This window comes from Paenibacillus odorifer, from assembly GCF_000758725.1.
In the GTDB taxonomy this organism is placed as follows: Bacteria; Bacillota; Bacilli; order Paenibacillales; family Paenibacillaceae; genus Paenibacillus_AQ; species Paenibacillus_AQ odorifer.
The window spans coordinates 3,879,388-3,894,137 of record NZ_CP009428.1 but is presented as its reverse complement, the minus strand read 5'-3'; the positions used below and the strand labels follow the sequence as shown (position 1 = coordinate 3,894,137).

Sequence of the window (14,750 nt, the reverse complement as noted above, 5' to 3'; positions counted from 1 at the left end):
CTAATTACTTTTTCTATATTTTAATGGAGTCGTCCCTAGGACTCTTTTGAACAGTTGATTGAAATAAGAGGCATTTGGAAAACCAACAGTGATTCCGATTTGCTCCACAGGCAGGTCTGTCGTTCCTAACAAGCGGCAGGCCTGTTTGATCCGGCGGGCAGTCAGATAATCAACAAGCCTTCCTCCGGTTTCCTGATGAAAGATTCTGGAGATATAGGATTTGGACAAGTGAATCTCCTCAGCCAACTGATCCAGATTAACCTCCTCATGATAATGCTCTTCGATAAAACTCATGATTTTCTCAGAATAGCGCAAGGTTCGCCGTTCTCCTGATTGGAATACATGCTGATCTTCAGTTCCTATACTGCTCAATAATTGAAGAATTAACAGTGAAATGTCTTCGGTATCCTCAGTCAGACTGACTTTTTTATTGTGATTATAATGCTCCAGAATCCACTCCACAGACTCAACGTGGTCCTTAAGATCAAAGGCACAATGTGTATTTTTTCCTTGCCAAAGCGCTGTGAATAAAGCCTTTCTTTTCGCAAAACCCTCCAGCAGGTGCTCAGCAACATGTGGATCAATGTAGAAGATGGTTCGTTCAAAAGGACACTCGGGAGAAACCTCAGAATAGATCCGGTGCAGCTGATAGGGCTGGAAAAAGAATAACATTCCCCTGCGAATATCGTACATCTGCTGATTCACAACAACGTTTCCCTGTCCGCCATACACGAACATGACTTCGCAGCATTGATGCCAGTGATAATAACCTTTGTAATAGTCGTCGGTATATATTTTATAATCCCAAATCAAGGTCTTGTGTTCTTCAAAAACAACAGGTTCGAACAGCTGCTTCATAGGCCCTCCAAGATGACAAAATATAAACATTTTCTTATATCCCATTATAACTTTAATTATTATGAAAGCGATACAATAAATACGTTAAACTATGAAAAATCCGGTAGTGGAGGGTAACATTATGACGCGAAAAATTGTTAATCCGGTGTTGGCAGGTTTTCATCCAGATCCGTCTTTTATTAGAGTAGGGGATGATTATTATATCGCAACATCTACTTTTGAATGGTTTCCAGGTGTAGAAATCCATCATTCCAAGGATCTAGTCCATTGGTATTCCATTTCACGTGTTCTGACAGAAGCCTCACAAGTAGATCTGCGTGGTAACGTAAGTTCTGGTTCCATTTGGGCACCAGCGCTTTCTTATGATCAAGGCGTGTTCTATCTGCTATTTACAGATGTGAAATCTCGCAAAAGTGTATATAAAGATCTGCATAACTATTTAATTACAGCGACTGATATCATGGGTCCGTGGAGTGAGCCGGTTAGACTTAATGGCAGCGGGTTTGATCCATTTTTGTTCCATGATCTGGACGGGACCAAATGGCTGCTTAATATGCGTTGGGATTTCCGTAAAAATCACAATAACTTCTCTGGCATCATTATGCAGGAATATGACCCGGAGACTGGCAAATTAACGGGACCTATCCATGAAATTTATAAAGGGACACCTATCGGAGTGACCGAAGGTCCGCAATTGTACCAGAAGGATGGGTACTATTACTTACTGACAGCTGAAGGGGGCACCGGCATCAACCATATGGTTACCTTAGCTAGAAGCCGAAGCCTCACAGGTCCTTATGAGACTGATCCGGATTTCCCGATTATGACCACGGCGCATGATCTGACCTACCCGTTTCAGCAAGCAGGTCATGGATCGCTCGTAGAGACTCAGAATGGGGACTGGTACATGGCACATTTATGCACACGTCCGATTCCGGGAACGTCAACGATGAATCCGTTAGGCCGGGAAACTGCTATTCAACGCTGTGAATGGACAGAGGATGGCTGGTTGCGATTGGCCCACGGAGGGAAGCTGCCTGCATTGGAGACAGTGGCTCCTGAACTGCCTATATTCACTTTTGAGGAGCTGCCAAACAGAGATGATTTTGATGGAGAGGTTCTTGGATTTCCATACCAAAGCTTGCGTGTGCCCTTTGATGAATCTTGGGTTAGCTTGAAGGAACGCCCAGGGTTTCTTCGTCTGCGCGGTAGAGAGTCGTTAGCTTCACTGCATGATCAGAGCTTAATTGCCCGGCCGATTCAACATTTTGAATGCTCAGCGACAACCTGTCTGGAATTCGAGCCGGATAGCTTCCTGCAAATGGCTGGATTAGTCCTCTATTATGATGACAGTGATTACTATTATTTGCGTGTTACCGCAGATGAGATCCGTGGAACTAGTTTGGGCGTTGTGCTGTGTAGAGGTGGCAAATACGATGAGATTTCCTCTATGCAGCTATCTGTGAAGAATTGGGATCGTTATTATCTAAAGGCGGAAATTCATGGACGTGATCTGTTGTTTTATGCCTCTCCAGATGGGGTGAATTGGACAGCTGTCTGTACTCCCTTAGATTTTGGCACGCTTTCGGATGAATATGGCGGTAAGCTCGGCTTTACCGGTTCCTATGTCGGGGTATGTGCTCAGGATTTGGATCAGCAAGCGAAGCCGGCTTATTTTGACTATTTTGAATATAAAGCTTTATAGGTGTTCGAAAAAACCATAACATTCTTCATATTCTATTTTAGGATAAAATGTTAATTTTTACTTATCTTACATAGAAAGGGATGTTTGTGATTTTGAAAAAGACTTATAAAGTCGCACTAACCTGCACACTCTTGCTGAATCTGGCCCTGTCCTCTGCTGCAATGGCCGCATCCATCGACGTCGACGTGAGTAATTTGAAAGAAGTCCAAACTTCTGGACCGGAAAAGGCTTGGGTTGGAGAATGGAAAGGCGACGATACGATTATTGTGGACACACAAGGAAATGTTACTACTGTTGGAGAACTCAAAGAGTCTTCAAGCTTTGTGCCCCCAGCAGATGACAACCTTATAAATAATGAATTGTTGGCACCGGAGCTAATAACACCTACTTTTGAACCAGATTCTCCGCAAGCAACCCTATCTTCCGCTTATGGTCATGCATGGCCGTATACAGCCGAAAATAGCTATGGAATTAACTGTTATGGTTATGCCTTAAGATTTCCAGGGGCAATCAACCCTGGTGATGGAGACGGGGTCTCAAATGTCAGAGATCCTGCCTATTTTACTAATGTGTATTATACTGCTGGTCTTGTGGTTCAAGATGGCAATACGAATCCTTTATATTTTAAGCCGGGTTGGCGGATACTTCCGGGCCGAACTGCAGCGATTAATTCCGATGAACATCGCATTGCACTTAGAGTGGGGTGGATCGACTCAAATGGGAATGGTAAAGTCGATATTCCTGAGGATAACGTTGATTACCACTTCATGCTTCAAAATAGCTCAGGTTTATGGTCAGAGAAACATGGACATCAACCTTCTCAAAACACAGCAATTTCAGATCCTAGCAATTTCGTCTGGAGCAATGGCTCTCACTATGGTTTTTACAATAGCGTGACCGTTTATATTGCTGCAAAAATATTTTAGAATTTCATAAACATTACGTATGGAATAGCGATAGTCTTTTTTTGAAGATTATGGCTATTCTTTTTTAGTTTCGAATTGTTTATGGGATTATGTATACACTTTTTAACTTTGGTATGATACAATTAAATTGTACACAAATTAAATAAAGGTGGTTATTTTGATGGTATGGGTAGCTAATATTATGGTCGGTGTTGTTGCGTTAATACATATCTATATTGTTTATTTAGAAATGTTCGCTTGGTCAAAGCCAAAAGGGCTTCGAGTTTTTGGAATGACACAGGAAGTTGCGGATGCTTCTAAAACTCTGGCCGCGAATCAAGGGTTATACAATGGATTTTTGGCGGCAGGTTTAATTTGGGGATTGGTTCATCCGAATGTAAATTTCGGCCATCAAATTGAAATCTTCTTCTTGGCAACAGTTATTGTGGCGGCATTATATGGCGGACTGACGGTGAAAAAGTCTATTTTGTTTATGCAAGGTCTTCCAGCCTTAGTTGCATTAATCCTCGTGGTTTCGATTTAAGATAACTTAGAAGTAATCGATTAGGTTTCTACCTCGCGTACATGCGTGGTGGAGCCCTTTTTTGCGTAAGATCAAGAAATTATTGGGAAAGGATATGCGCTGATTTAAATGCAGAAATTATGAATAGGTGTACTAAAGAAACAGCAAAGAAGTGGTAGATTAATATGTTTTAGGTAAAGGTGCGGCCTTTAGATAAGATGAAAGGGGGACTTTAGCAAACCTATTGCATGCTTGTGTGGGCTGAAAGAGTAGACGAAATGGCGTTTAATCTGAAAGTTCTAGACTTTAAAAGTAAAACCTTATCATAAAAAAGAGCTGCTTCCCAGCAGGGATCACCTGTCGGGAAACAGCTCTTTTTATGTGCTGGTTAAATGAGGATCTTATTTAATAGATGCTGTATAAATCGCTTCTACAGATTTGGAGAGGAGCGCGTTAAACTCTTCTTCTGATTGTCCAGCGCTTAGTCCCTGCGATAACGCACGTGAGAAGCTGGCAATCAGCCCTTGATTATGGGCGAGCTTATCGTTTGCTTCTGCTTGTGTGTAACCGCCTGATAAAGCGACAATTCGCAAAACGTGAGGATCATCCATTAATTCGCGGTAGAAATTATTCTCCGTTGGAATGGAGAGCTTAAGCATGACCTTCACGTCTTTGCCCAGCGTAGACAATTGGGCCGATAGTTCTTCTTTTAGCAGCTTCTCTGAAGCTGTTTTATCAGCAGTGTGGATATCAACTTCCGGTTCGATAATAGGAACGAGTCCCGCTGCTAAAATCTGCTTGCCGATTTCAAACTGCTGTTCTACCACCTTTTTTATACCGGCAGGGTTAGCCTCTTTAATCACCGAGCGCATTTTTGTACCGAAGATGTTACGTTCGTTGGCCCGCTTCAGAAGATCATTCAAGCCGGGAATAGGCTTCATTAGTTGTACTCCGTCCTCAGGGTCGGCAAGCCCTTTATCGATTTTCAGGAAAGGCACAATACCTTTTTTCTCCCATAGAAAATCGGCAGTATATTGACCGTCTATAGAACGATCCATTGTGTTCTCAAATAAGATTGCACCCAGTATATGCTTAGAATCAAATGCAGGGCTCTTGATAATGCGCGTTCTCATCTCGTGAACCAACCCATACATTTGATCTTCATTAGAGTAACTGTCCTCTGCAACACCATATTGCAGCAGCGCTTTTGGTGTACTGCCACCACTTTGATCCAAGGCAGCTATAAATCCCTGTCCCGTCCGAATTCGTTCCCATTGCTCCATATTCATGAAAATTCTCCTTCCTTTCGTGAACTGAATGAAAATTCTTATGTTCATTAACTATAACACTTAATGTAGCGGCTCTAAACAAATGGTATTGTAAACTCGGCTGGTAACTAGTCTATTGTGAGGGGATTTGAATCTGCGATATAAGGACTTCCGGATCTGATTGATCCATGGGGATGACGAGGTATCTACGCGTAATGTCACCTGAGTCCGGATTAGCCAAGATAGACGATACTACATCATCGTTCGGACTGTATTGCAGCTATTTGGTGTTTTTGGAGCATTATTCAGAAGTATCGGACCGCAAAGCTCTTATTGCCAAGTTTTTGCTCCAAAGAAGAGTGGATTTGGTCGAATAGCTGCATCCGAGTCCGATAGCAGGGCAACATGGCCTAAATCTGCGAAATAGCGTCTCCTGAGTCCGGACCGTCGATGGCGAGGACGAGTAGCCTCAGCAGACGATTAAGAATCGACATATAGCGTCATCTGAGTCCGGACTAGCCAAGATTGACGATAATACACACCGTAACGGACTGTATTGCAGCTATTTAGTGTTTTTGGAGCATTTTTCAGGAGTATCGGACCGCAAAGCTCTTATTGCCAAGTTTTTGCTCCAAAGAAGAGTATATTTGGTCGAATAGCTGCATCTGGGTCCGATAGCATGGCGAAATGGGCTAAATCTGCGAAATAGCGTCTCCTGAGTCCGGACTTTCGATGGCGAGGACGGTAGCCTCAGCAGACGATTAAGATCGACGTATAGCGTCATCTGAGTCCGAACCCATAGTTAGTGTGGACATAAAGCCTCAACTGAAGAGTACGAATCGACGTTTGAGGTCATCTGAGTCCGGACTAGCCAAGATTGACGATAATACACACTGTAACGGACTGTATTGCAGCTATTTAGTGTTATTGGAACATTTTTCAGAAGTTTCGGACCGCATAGCTCTTATTGGCAAGTTCTTGCTCCAAAGAGGCGTACATTTGGTCGAATAGCTGCATCTGAGTCCGATAGTATGGCGAAATGACCAAAATCTGTGAAATAGCGTCTCCTGAGTCCGGACCATACATGGTGTGGAGATAAAGCCTCGGCAGACGCGTGCGAATCGACGTTTGAGGTCAACTAAGTCCGACTAGCCACTATTGACGATAATACACGCCGTAACGGACTGTATTGCAGCTATTTGGTGTTTTTGGAGCATTTTTCAGGAGTATCGGACCGCATAGCTCTTATTGCCAAGTTTTTGCTCCAAAGAGGCGTACATTTGGTCGAATAGCTGCATCTGAGTCCGATAGTATGGCGAAATGACCTAAATCTGCGAAATAGCGTCTCCTGAGTCCGGACCATACATGGTGTGGAGATAAAGCCTCGGCAGATGAGTAAGCATCGACGTATAATGTCACCTGAGTCCGAACCCATAGTTAGTGTGGGCATACAGCCTCGGTTGATGAGAACGAATCGACGTTTGAGGCCACCTGAGTCCGTCCCCTCCATAGTGTGGACATGCAGCCAACGCAGACGAGTGAGAATCGACGAATAAGGTCTTGTTAGGTCCGATCTCGCAGCAGTCGGAGATGCGGGCAAACATAAATGTTACTCCAAGCAGAAACTAAAGACGCTCTATGCGAACTTTAAAGTGATCCCCCAAAGCGCACACCTAGCAAACTTCAAGACATTCACAGGGTTCACCTAGCAAACCTCAACTCGTTCCCAAAGGTACTCTTTACAACATATTGTCCTCTTGGGAGACTCCAAGTCATTCCGAAATGCTGAGTGAAAATTCCTTCGAAGTATTCTCTGATAATATTCCTCGAAGTAGTCACTTTTTATGCTTAATTCCCAAACTTGGAATCAAATCGCATAGTCTTCTTCGAGGCGCGCCAGACCAATCCAGTCAATTACTTAAAGTTAGTTTGAAACACAGTGGAAGGATGATCACATTTAGGCGACTGGGAATTTTGATCATGTTATAAACAGCTTTGTATGAAGAATTTTAAATCAGAGTGTGTAAAGTTAGAGCACCTAAACCCATGCTGGGAGCGGGTTGTTAACTTGCTCGCGGATTATTTCCTAGTAATTTAATATGAATAATCCAATAAGATAATTGGTGTGACATTAATCATAATTACCAATTTGAAGCTTTGTGAAAATAATAACTTTTCGTAAATGTCGAAATGAGGTTGACGAATAAAAATATCAGTCGTATGATTGATTCTACTGAGTATGCTAGTAATTAAAAGTAAGTTAATAAATAATATATAATAGCGGGAGGAATGAAAGTGGAATCATCAACATTTGTGCTTTTTGGCGCTACAGGAGATTTAGCAAAACGTAAAATCTATCCTGCACTATATAACCTCTTTTTAGATGGTCAAATTTCAGGTCCTCTCTCAGTGATTGGATTAGGAAGAAGAGAAGTTTCAACTGAAGCTTTCCGTAAGCAAGTCCTGCAATCTTTGCAGACATTTTCTAGACAGCCGGCAGTAGAATCTCCACAGTTGCAGGTTTTCTTGGAAGCTTTTGAATATAGCGTTCTAGATGTAGGTAATACAGAGGATTATTTGAAGCTCCTGGAGCATGTTAAACGTCGTGAGCAATTGCTTAACATTCCGGAGAATCGGATGTTCTATTTATCGGTGGGTCCTGAGTTTTTCAAGGAAATTGCCGCCAATATTCACTCCAGTGGTCTGGGATCGACGAAGGGCTGGAAGCGTCTGATTATTGAGAAGCCTTTTGGTACAGACTTGCAAACAGCAAGAGAGTTAAATGACAGCTTGAATGCCGTATTTGCAGAAGAAGAGATTTTCCGAATTGACCATTTCTTGGGTAAACCGATGGTTCAGAATCTGGAAGTTCTAAAATATTCAAATCCTGTACTTAGAGCACTGTGGAAAAATCGTTATATCGCAAATGTGCAAATTACGGCGAGTGAGATTGTCGGCGTTGAAGAACGGGCAGGCTATTATGATAAAGCTGGGGCACTTCGTGATATGTTCCAGAACCATATGCTGCAATTGCTCATGATGATGGCGATGCAGCTTCCAAAAGGCAGTACACCTGAAGAGATCCGCGGGAAGAAAAGATATGTCATGGAGCGCCTCATTCCGTTAAGTAAAGACGAGGTTAATCAATACGTTATCCGCGGACAATATGCTGAAGGTGAAATTAAAGGTAAATCTGTTGCAGGATACTTAGATGAACCAGAAATTAGCCAATCCTCACAAAATGAGACGTTTATTGCAGCGCGATTGTTTATAGATGATCCATTGTGGAATGAAGTTCCGTTCTATATCCGTACCGGCAAGAGAATGAAAGAGAAATCAACAAGAATTGTTATAGAATTTAAAGAACCGTTTAATGATAACAATAACAAAAATAAAGGGAATGACGTTCCAAATCTACTCATCATCGAGATCGGTCCGAATGAAGCCATTACGCTTCAGTTGAATACGAAGGATCAGTTGCAGAAAGGGAAACTTGAACCTGTCCTCGCTACTTATGAAGCCGGAACTTCAGACGTACCAGAAGCTTACGAAAATCTGATCTTTGATGCGCTTCGTGGTGACGCCACTTTCTTCGCTCACTGGAAAGAAGTCGAGCTGTCATGGCAATGGGTTACACCAATCCAGGAAGCTATGGAGGAGGGGCTAATGCCACTTCATACCTATGCTTCAGGTTCTTATGGTCCAAATGCGGCTATGGAGCTTTTGGGTGAAGACCGCTGGTGGTTTGATGATGCAGATCAGGAGTCAGATGTTCTCGACGCTCAAGCAGAAGTTGCAGCAGCGCAGGAATCTATACGGCCAGGGGCTTAAGCCCCTGCCTGTTTTTTTTGCCAATTTAGCTAAAATACATCATAAGAATCTATAAATCGGAGGGAATTTACATGAAAGTAGGATTAGTTGGGTTAGGAAAAATGGGTTTTAATTTGGGTCAAAATTTGCTGGATCATGGACATGAGGTTGTTGCTTTTGATCTGAATGCACCTGCTGTAGAAGAAATGAAAGCTAAAGGCGCTAGTGGAGCAGTTACGCTTCCTGAATTGGTGCAGCAATTGGAAACGCCAAGAATCATTTGGATCATGGTTCCGCATCAGGTCGTTGATTCTGTAATCGCTGAACTCACTCCACAATTGTCTAAAGGTGATATCGTTATTGAAGCAGGAAACTCGCACTACAAGGAATCGATTCGTCGGTATGAGGAATTGAAGGAGCACGGAATTCACTTTATGGATGCAGGTACCTCTGGTGGTATGGAAGGGGCGCGTAATGGCGCTTGTTACATGGTTGGCGGAGATCCCGAAGCTTGGGAGGTTGTGGAGCCTATTTTCCGTGATACAGCTGTAGAAAGCGGCTTTTTATATGCTGGTAAAGCAGGTAGCGGCCATTTTCTAAAAATGGTGCATAACGGTATCGAATACGGCATGATGGCTGCGATCGGTGAAGGTTTTGAGGTTCTGGAAAAGAGTGAATTTGACTACAACTTTGAGGAAGTAGCTCGGGTGTGGAATCACGGCTCTGTAATCCGTTCGTGGCTGATGGAACTGGTGGAACGTGCCTTCTCGAAAGACGCTAAACTAGATGAGATCAAGGGCATTATGCATTCGTCTGGTGAAGGCAGATGGACGCTTGAAACCGCCTTTGATTTACAAGCGGCGACTCCGGTTATCGCAATGGCGTTATTGATGCGTTACCGTTCCCTTGAGACCGACACATTCACTGGCAAAGTAGTTGCTGCACTGCGTAACGAATTCGGCGGACATGCTGTGGAAACTAAATAAGATTGGCTGACTCTGAATTGAGTGTTTACAAGCTCGAATTTCCCGCAATTTATGTTGCGGAGAAATTTGGGCTTTTTATTTTAAGGGGAATAGATAATGGGAAGTATAGATGGAGTACGAATTTAATTCATTTTACATATTTTAGGGGTAGAAGGGTAAGTTAGGAAGCAAGGGGGAGATTTCATGCAAAGTGGAATTCGTGAGCGACTTCATTTTCTAAATAAATTTCTGCATGCGCCCCGACAATATAGTAGTGTGACTCCCAGTTCACATTGGCTGGCCCAGACGTTGCTTGATCCTGTGCCTTGGAACCAAGTGCATTCTATGGCTGAGTTAGGTGCGGGGACTGGTGCAATCACAAGGTTTATTCCGCGTGGAGAAAAGACCGGTATGAATGTTCTTCTATTTGAAATAGATCCTGATTTTCGCAGTCAATTAAGAGAGGAATTCCCCGGATGTTTCTGCAACAACGATTGTCTCCGGCTGCGTCTTGCGCTTCATAACAGCAGTCTGGAGAAGCTGGATTGTATCGTGAGTAGTTTGTCTTTGATGAATTTCTCGAAGCCAGACCGCAATAGGTTTATGGAACAGATCATTGCTTCTTTAAAAGAAGGAGGGTGGTTTATAACCTATGAATATTTTCCGCGGATGAAAACAGAGTTGAGCCAGCATTTTGAGATCCTACACACGAAGTGGGTGCTGCTGAATTTTCCACCAGCGCTTGTATATATTTGCAGGAAAAAAACCACAACGCAAGTGCAACGCGAAAATCCCAAATCAACAGTCAACGTAGTCTCAATCTCTCAGGTTTATACAAAAAGATAATCATCTCCATAACAACAAATGCCGTCACCCATTACTCATTGGGGAGCGGCATTTTTAATAGGGCGTCGAAGACATTTCTGCTTTATTAATAGAGAATTTCAATATTCTCTTTGTTCAGGCGCTTCAACCAAACCTCAGAAGGCTGGCGGTCTGTGATCAAAAAGTCGATTTGGCCAAGCTCGATCAGCTTCGTAAAGGCGGTCTTATCGAATTTGGTGTGATCGGCCAGGAGTATGACCTTGTTAGCTTGACGTAGCATATATTTCTTGAGCTCGCACTCCGGTTCATTAGAATCTGTGATGCCCCGCTCCATATCTATTCCTTTACAACTGATAACCGCAGTATCCACATTGTATCTTTGAATGGTGTCATGTGCTACAGGACCCACGAGTGACATGGATCGGTAACGTAAAGAACCTCCGGTAGAGATGATATCCATCCCTGAATTCGAGAACTCATGCAAAATATTAATCGAGTTCGTGATAATGGTCAGATTGTTTTTATTGCCAAGCAGTTTTAGAAACTCAAAGGCTGTGGAGCTAGGATCCACCATTAACGTATCTCCATCATTGATTAAATCGAGCGCCTTAAGGGCGATTCCCCGTTTGATATCTGTATTCAGCGCATTGCGTGTAACAAAAGGCAAATCCTCGTTCGTGTGACGATTCAGCATGGCCCCGCCATAGGTTCGGCTTAGAATGCCATCCTTCTCCAGCTTCTCCAAGTCTCTGCGTATCGTCTCTTCTGTAACTTCAAACATCCGGCTTAGATCAGAGACTAATACTCGTTTATCCTGATGAACAAGATCTATTATTTTTTTGCGTCTTTCAGCTGCAAGCATAGGGATCACCTTTCCGAAATCTGTATATTCCTTAATCATAGCTCCAAATATCTGTGTTTTGCAATAAAATCAACGTAGAATCATGTTTGTTTTCCAATAATATTCACAAAACGGATATAAAACAAATAAAAACAACATAAATAATATTTAAAATGTTGACAACAAAGATTCACGGGCATACGATGAAGGAGAAAAGAAGTCCTGTAGTGGTAATTAGATTTGAAAGATACCAGAGCCGGCCCGGTTGCGATTCAGAGGCCAGCCTGAGGCGCTGCAGCCGGAATACTACGCTCTAGCTTGCAGAGCAGTGTGTAAAACTTTGGTGTTGATAAATTAACTTTAGGAGGCTGGTTAAGCAATGAGCACGCATGTGTATTATGTTCCATCGATCAATATTATGGGAAAAGGATGCTTGCAGGAGATTGGTCCATACATCCAAGAGCTTAAATTAAAAAAGGCGCTTGTAGTTACGGACAAATTCCTTATGAAAAGTGGCATTGCTGGTAAATTGCTGGCGGTATTGGACGAAGCGGGGATTGAATATGCCATCTATGATGAAGTGAAACCCAATCCGACCTGTAAAAATGTCCACGATGGCGTAGATTATCTCAAGTCGCAGAATTGTGATTATCTGATTTCCATCGGCGGTGGATCACCACAGGATACTGCCAAAGCCATTGGTATCATTGCCACAAATGGCGGTCATATCAAAGAATATGAAGGTGTACACAAGTCTAAGCATAAATCACTGCCGATTGTCGCCGTAAATACCACTGCTGGTACTTCGGCTGAAGTGACCATTAACTATGTAATCACAGACGAAGATCGCAAAGTGAAGATGGTTATGGTAGATAAAAACAGCCTTGCGACGATTTCAGTCAACGATCCTGAGCTTATGGTTGATAAACCAGCTGCACTTACCGCGGCCACGGGTATGGATGCACTGACTCATGCGATTGAAGCGTTGGTGACGCCAGGAGCTTATCCGGTAACTGATGCTACGGCACTAGCCGCAGTGGAGCTAATTTTTGCTAACCTGGCTCGTACTGTGAAGAATGGCCATGATATCGAAGCGCGTGAACAGATGGTATACGCGATATTCCTTGGCGGATTGGCTTTCAATAATGCGGGGCTTGGTTATGTGCATGCGATGGCGCATCAGCTGGGCGGCGTATACGATCTGCCGCACGGCGTATGTAACGCGATGCTGCTGCCTTTTGTGGAAGAAGAAAATGCCAAATATGTGCCTGAGAAATTCAGATCCATTGCTAAAGCGATTGGACTTAATGTAGAGAACCAAACGGATAAACAATGCGCGGATTTCGTAATTGAGTCGATCAAGGCGTTGTCTAAAGAAGTAGGGATTCCAGCCAAATTATCCGAGCTTGGTGTAGAAGAAGTAGATCTTGATCTTCTGGCTGAAAATTCGATGAAGGATGCTTGTGCACCAGGGAACCCTTTTATTCCTACTAAAGAAGAAGTTATTACACTGTTCAAAAAAATATTATAAATCACCCCTTATCATAGGAGATTGTTTATGAATAATCACATCGCCGTTGACATCGGTGCCTCAAGTGGGCGGCTGGTGCGCGGAATATTGCAAGAAGGTATTCTTTCCTTAGAAGAGCTTCATCGCTTTAGCAATAGCTTTACGGAACAAGAGGGTTCCTGTTTCTGGGACATTGATTATTTAGTAGAGCAGATTATGATCGGGCTTCAGAAGGCTAAAACCGATGGAATTACTACCTGTACGCTCGGTATCGATACATGGGGTGTAGATTATGTGCTGGTAGATGCGGACGGGAATCGTGTTCAGGAAGTATACGCCTACCGGGACCGCAGAACGGATCTGGCTGTGGATCTGGTGGCAAAGCAGCTTTCACCACAAACCGTCTATGAAAAGACAGGAATCCAGCAGTTATCCATCAATACCTTGAATCAGTTATATGTTCATAATGAAGAAGAGTTAGCGCAAGCGGATCAAATTTTACTTGTACCAGATTATCTATATTACCGACTGACTGGCCGCAAGATCAATGAGGTTACTATTGCATCTACAACACAGCTGTTGAATCTGGAAAACCGGGATTTTGACGATGACCTATTAGAATTCTTGAATATCAGGAAAGATCAATTTTCAAAATTAACTGAGCCTGGTGTAGTGGTTGGTCCTCTTGACGAAGCTTTAATCCAACAATATGACCTGCCTGAATGCCAACTGATTTGTGTGGCTTCCCATGATACGGCCTCAGCAGTGCTAGGTGCTCCACTTCAAGAAGGTTCAGCTTATATCAGCAGTGGAACTTGGTCTTTACTCGGTGTAGAAAGAACGGAGCCTCTAAATTCTCTACAAGCCATGCAGGCTAACTACACCAATGAGTGGGGAGCCTACGGAACTTATAGATTCCTCAAAAATGTAATGGGCTTATGGCTTATCCAAGAGGTTCGCAGATTACTGAACAATTGTTATAGTTTTGCGGAGCTTGCAGAGCTTGCGCAGGGAGAAGAGGGGTTTCGTAGCCTCATCCCTTGTAATGCACCAAGGTTTCTAAATCCATCCAACATGATAGAAGAAATCCGCAGTGCCTGTATGGAGAGTGGGCAGCCCGTTCCGGAGACACCTGGACAGTTAGCACGTTGTGTTTTTGACAGCTTGGCGTTATCCTATCTAACTTATTTGGAAGAGTTGGAGGAGCTGACAGAAGGTCGGATCGAGGGATTGCAAATTGTCGGCGGCGGGGCGAACAACCGGCTTTTATGCCAACTAACAGCTGACGTTATTGGCAGGGAAGTAAAGGCTGGACCAACGGAAGCGACTGCTCTAGGAAATATAGTAGTGCAGATGATTAGCACAGATTCCATTGCAGACATAACTGAGGCAAGAGCTATTATCGAACAATCTTTTGAAATAACATCATACATTCCGCAGCCGATCAAGCATTTTGATAACATTCTAAATCGCTGGAGAAGCCTTCATCTGTCCAGAGTGAATGAGCTTATCTAAGCGAAACAGACATTGCACTATTTTA

Annotated in this window: 12 protein-coding genes; 9 read left to right on the top strand and 3 right to left on the bottom strand. The window is 43.2% G+C overall.

Going from position 1 to position 14,750, the window contains the following annotated elements; all coding sequences use genetic code 11:
* Nucleotides 1–858, bottom strand: a complete 858-nt coding sequence (locus PODO_RS16925; protein WP_051491556.1) for an AraC family transcriptional regulator — start codon at nucleotides 856–858, stop codon at nucleotides 1–3.
* Nucleotides 859–979: 121 nt separating this feature from the next.
* On the opposite strand from PODO_RS16925, the gene PODO_RS16920 reads away from it, so the two are divergent.
* The 3 genes from PODO_RS16920 to PODO_RS16910 all read left to right on the top strand — a co-directional run bounded on the left by PODO_RS16920 (nucleotide 980) and on the right by PODO_RS16910 (nucleotide 4,012).
* Nucleotides 980–2,563, top strand: coding sequence for a glycoside hydrolase family 43 protein (locus PODO_RS16920; RefSeq protein WP_038571667.1), 1,584 nt, complete (start codon nucleotides 980–982; stop codon nucleotides 2,561–2,563).
* Nucleotides 2,564–2,655: 92 nt separating this feature from the next.
* Entirely contained in the window at nucleotides 2,656–3,489 is an 834-nt protein-coding gene (locus PODO_RS16915; protein ID WP_038571664.1) for a hypothetical protein, read from the top strand.
* A gap of 160 nt (nucleotides 3,490–3,649) precedes the next feature.
* Nucleotides 3,650–4,012 carry a DUF1304 domain-containing protein gene (locus PODO_RS16910; RefSeq protein WP_036688073.1) on the top strand — a complete coding sequence of 121 codons (363 nt, stop codon included), beginning with the start codon at nucleotides 3,650–3,652 and terminating at the stop codon, nucleotides 4,010–4,012.
* Between the two features lie 380 nt (nucleotides 4,013–4,392).
* Here the strand turns inward: PODO_RS16910 and PODO_RS16905 are convergent, their stop codons facing one another.
* Complete coding sequence (locus PODO_RS16905; RefSeq protein ID WP_036688071.1) at nucleotides 4,393–5,280, bottom strand: fructose bisphosphate aldolase; 888 nt, start codon at nucleotides 5,278–5,280, stop codon at nucleotides 4,393–4,395.
* Between the two features lie 194 nt (nucleotides 5,281–5,474).
* On the opposite strand from PODO_RS16905, the gene PODO_RS31145 reads away from it, so the two are divergent.
* The 4 genes from PODO_RS31145 (at nucleotide 5,475) to PODO_RS16890 (ending at nucleotide 10,880) form a co-directional block, all read left to right on the top strand.
* Entirely contained in the window at nucleotides 5,475–5,636 is a 162-nt protein-coding gene (locus PODO_RS31145; RefSeq protein WP_155288140.1) for a hypothetical protein, read from the top strand.
* A 1,918-nt stretch (nucleotides 5,637–7,554) separates the two neighbouring features.
* Complete coding sequence (gene zwf, locus PODO_RS16900) at nucleotides 7,555–9,090, top strand: glucose-6-phosphate dehydrogenase (protein WP_038571661.1); 1,536 nt, start codon at nucleotides 7,555–7,557, stop codon at nucleotides 9,088–9,090.
* A gap of 71 nt (nucleotides 9,091–9,161) precedes the next feature.
* Nucleotides 9,162–10,055, top strand: coding sequence for a phosphogluconate dehydrogenase (NAD(+)-dependent, decarboxylating) (gnd, locus tag PODO_RS16895; protein ID WP_036688068.1), 894 nt, complete (start codon nucleotides 9,162–9,164; stop codon nucleotides 10,053–10,055).
* A gap of 183 nt (nucleotides 10,056–10,238) precedes the next feature.
* On the top strand, nucleotides 10,239–10,880 hold the full coding sequence (locus PODO_RS16890; protein ID WP_052097097.1) for a class I SAM-dependent methyltransferase: 642 nt from the start codon (nucleotides 10,239–10,241) through the stop codon (nucleotides 10,878–10,880).
* 85 nt (nucleotides 10,881–10,965) lie between these two features.
* Here the strand turns inward: PODO_RS16890 and PODO_RS16885 are convergent, their stop codons facing one another.
* Nucleotides 10,966–11,721 carry a DeoR/GlpR family DNA-binding transcription regulator gene (locus tag PODO_RS16885; RefSeq protein WP_038574551.1) on the bottom strand — a complete coding sequence of 252 codons (756 nt, stop codon included), beginning with the start codon at nucleotides 11,719–11,721 and terminating at the stop codon, nucleotides 10,966–10,968.
* A 358-nt stretch (nucleotides 11,722–12,079) separates the two neighbouring features.
* On the opposite strand from PODO_RS16885, the gene PODO_RS16880 reads away from it, so the two are divergent.
* A complete protein-coding gene (locus tag PODO_RS16880; RefSeq protein WP_036688067.1) occupies nucleotides 12,080–13,231 on the top strand; it encodes an iron-containing alcohol dehydrogenase in 1,152 nt (383 codons plus the stop codon).
* Between the two features lie 27 nt (nucleotides 13,232–13,258).
* Nucleotides 13,259–14,725 (top strand): rhamnulokinase, encoded by a 1,467-nt coding sequence (gene rhaB / locus PODO_RS16875; RefSeq protein ID WP_038571658.1) that lies wholly within the window; start codon nucleotides 13,259–13,261, stop codon nucleotides 14,723–14,725.
* Nucleotides 14,726–14,750 lie beyond the last annotated feature (25 nt).

Bases quoted from the DNA above. Each gene is read 5' to 3' on its own strand.
- PODO_RS16905 (WP_036688071.1), bottom strand. From the start codon at position 5,280: ATGAATATGGAGCAATGGGAACGAATTCGGACGGGACAGGGATTTATA.
- PODO_RS16885 (WP_038574551.1), bottom strand. From the start codon at position 11,721: ATGCTTGCAGCTGAAAGACGCAAAAAAATAATAGATCTTGTTCATCAG.
- PODO_RS16910 (WP_036688073.1), top strand. From the start codon at position 3,650: ATGGTATGGGTAGCTAATATTATGGTCGGTGTTGTTGCGTTAATACAT.
- rhaB (WP_038571658.1), top strand. From the start codon at position 13,259: ATGAATAATCACATCGCCGTTGACATCGGTGCCTCAAGTGGGCGGCTG.
- PODO_RS16920 (WP_038571667.1), top strand. From the start codon at position 980: ATGACGCGAAAAATTGTTAATCCGGTGTTGGCAGGTTTTCATCCAGAT.
- PODO_RS31145 (WP_155288140.1), top strand. From the start codon at position 5,475: ATGTCACCTGAGTCCGGATTAGCCAAGATAGACGATACTACATCATCG.
- PODO_RS16925 (WP_051491556.1), bottom strand. From the start codon at position 858: ATGAAGCAGCTGTTCGAACCTGTTGTTTTTGAAGAACACAAGACCTTG.
- PODO_RS16890 (WP_052097097.1), top strand. From the start codon at position 10,239: ATGCAAAGTGGAATTCGTGAGCGACTTCATTTTCTAAATAAATTTCTG.
- PODO_RS16880 (WP_036688067.1), top strand. From the start codon at position 12,080: ATGAGCACGCATGTGTATTATGTTCCATCGATCAATATTATGGGAAAA.
- gnd (WP_036688068.1), top strand. From the start codon at position 9,162: ATGAAAGTAGGATTAGTTGGGTTAGGAAAAATGGGTTTTAATTTGGGT.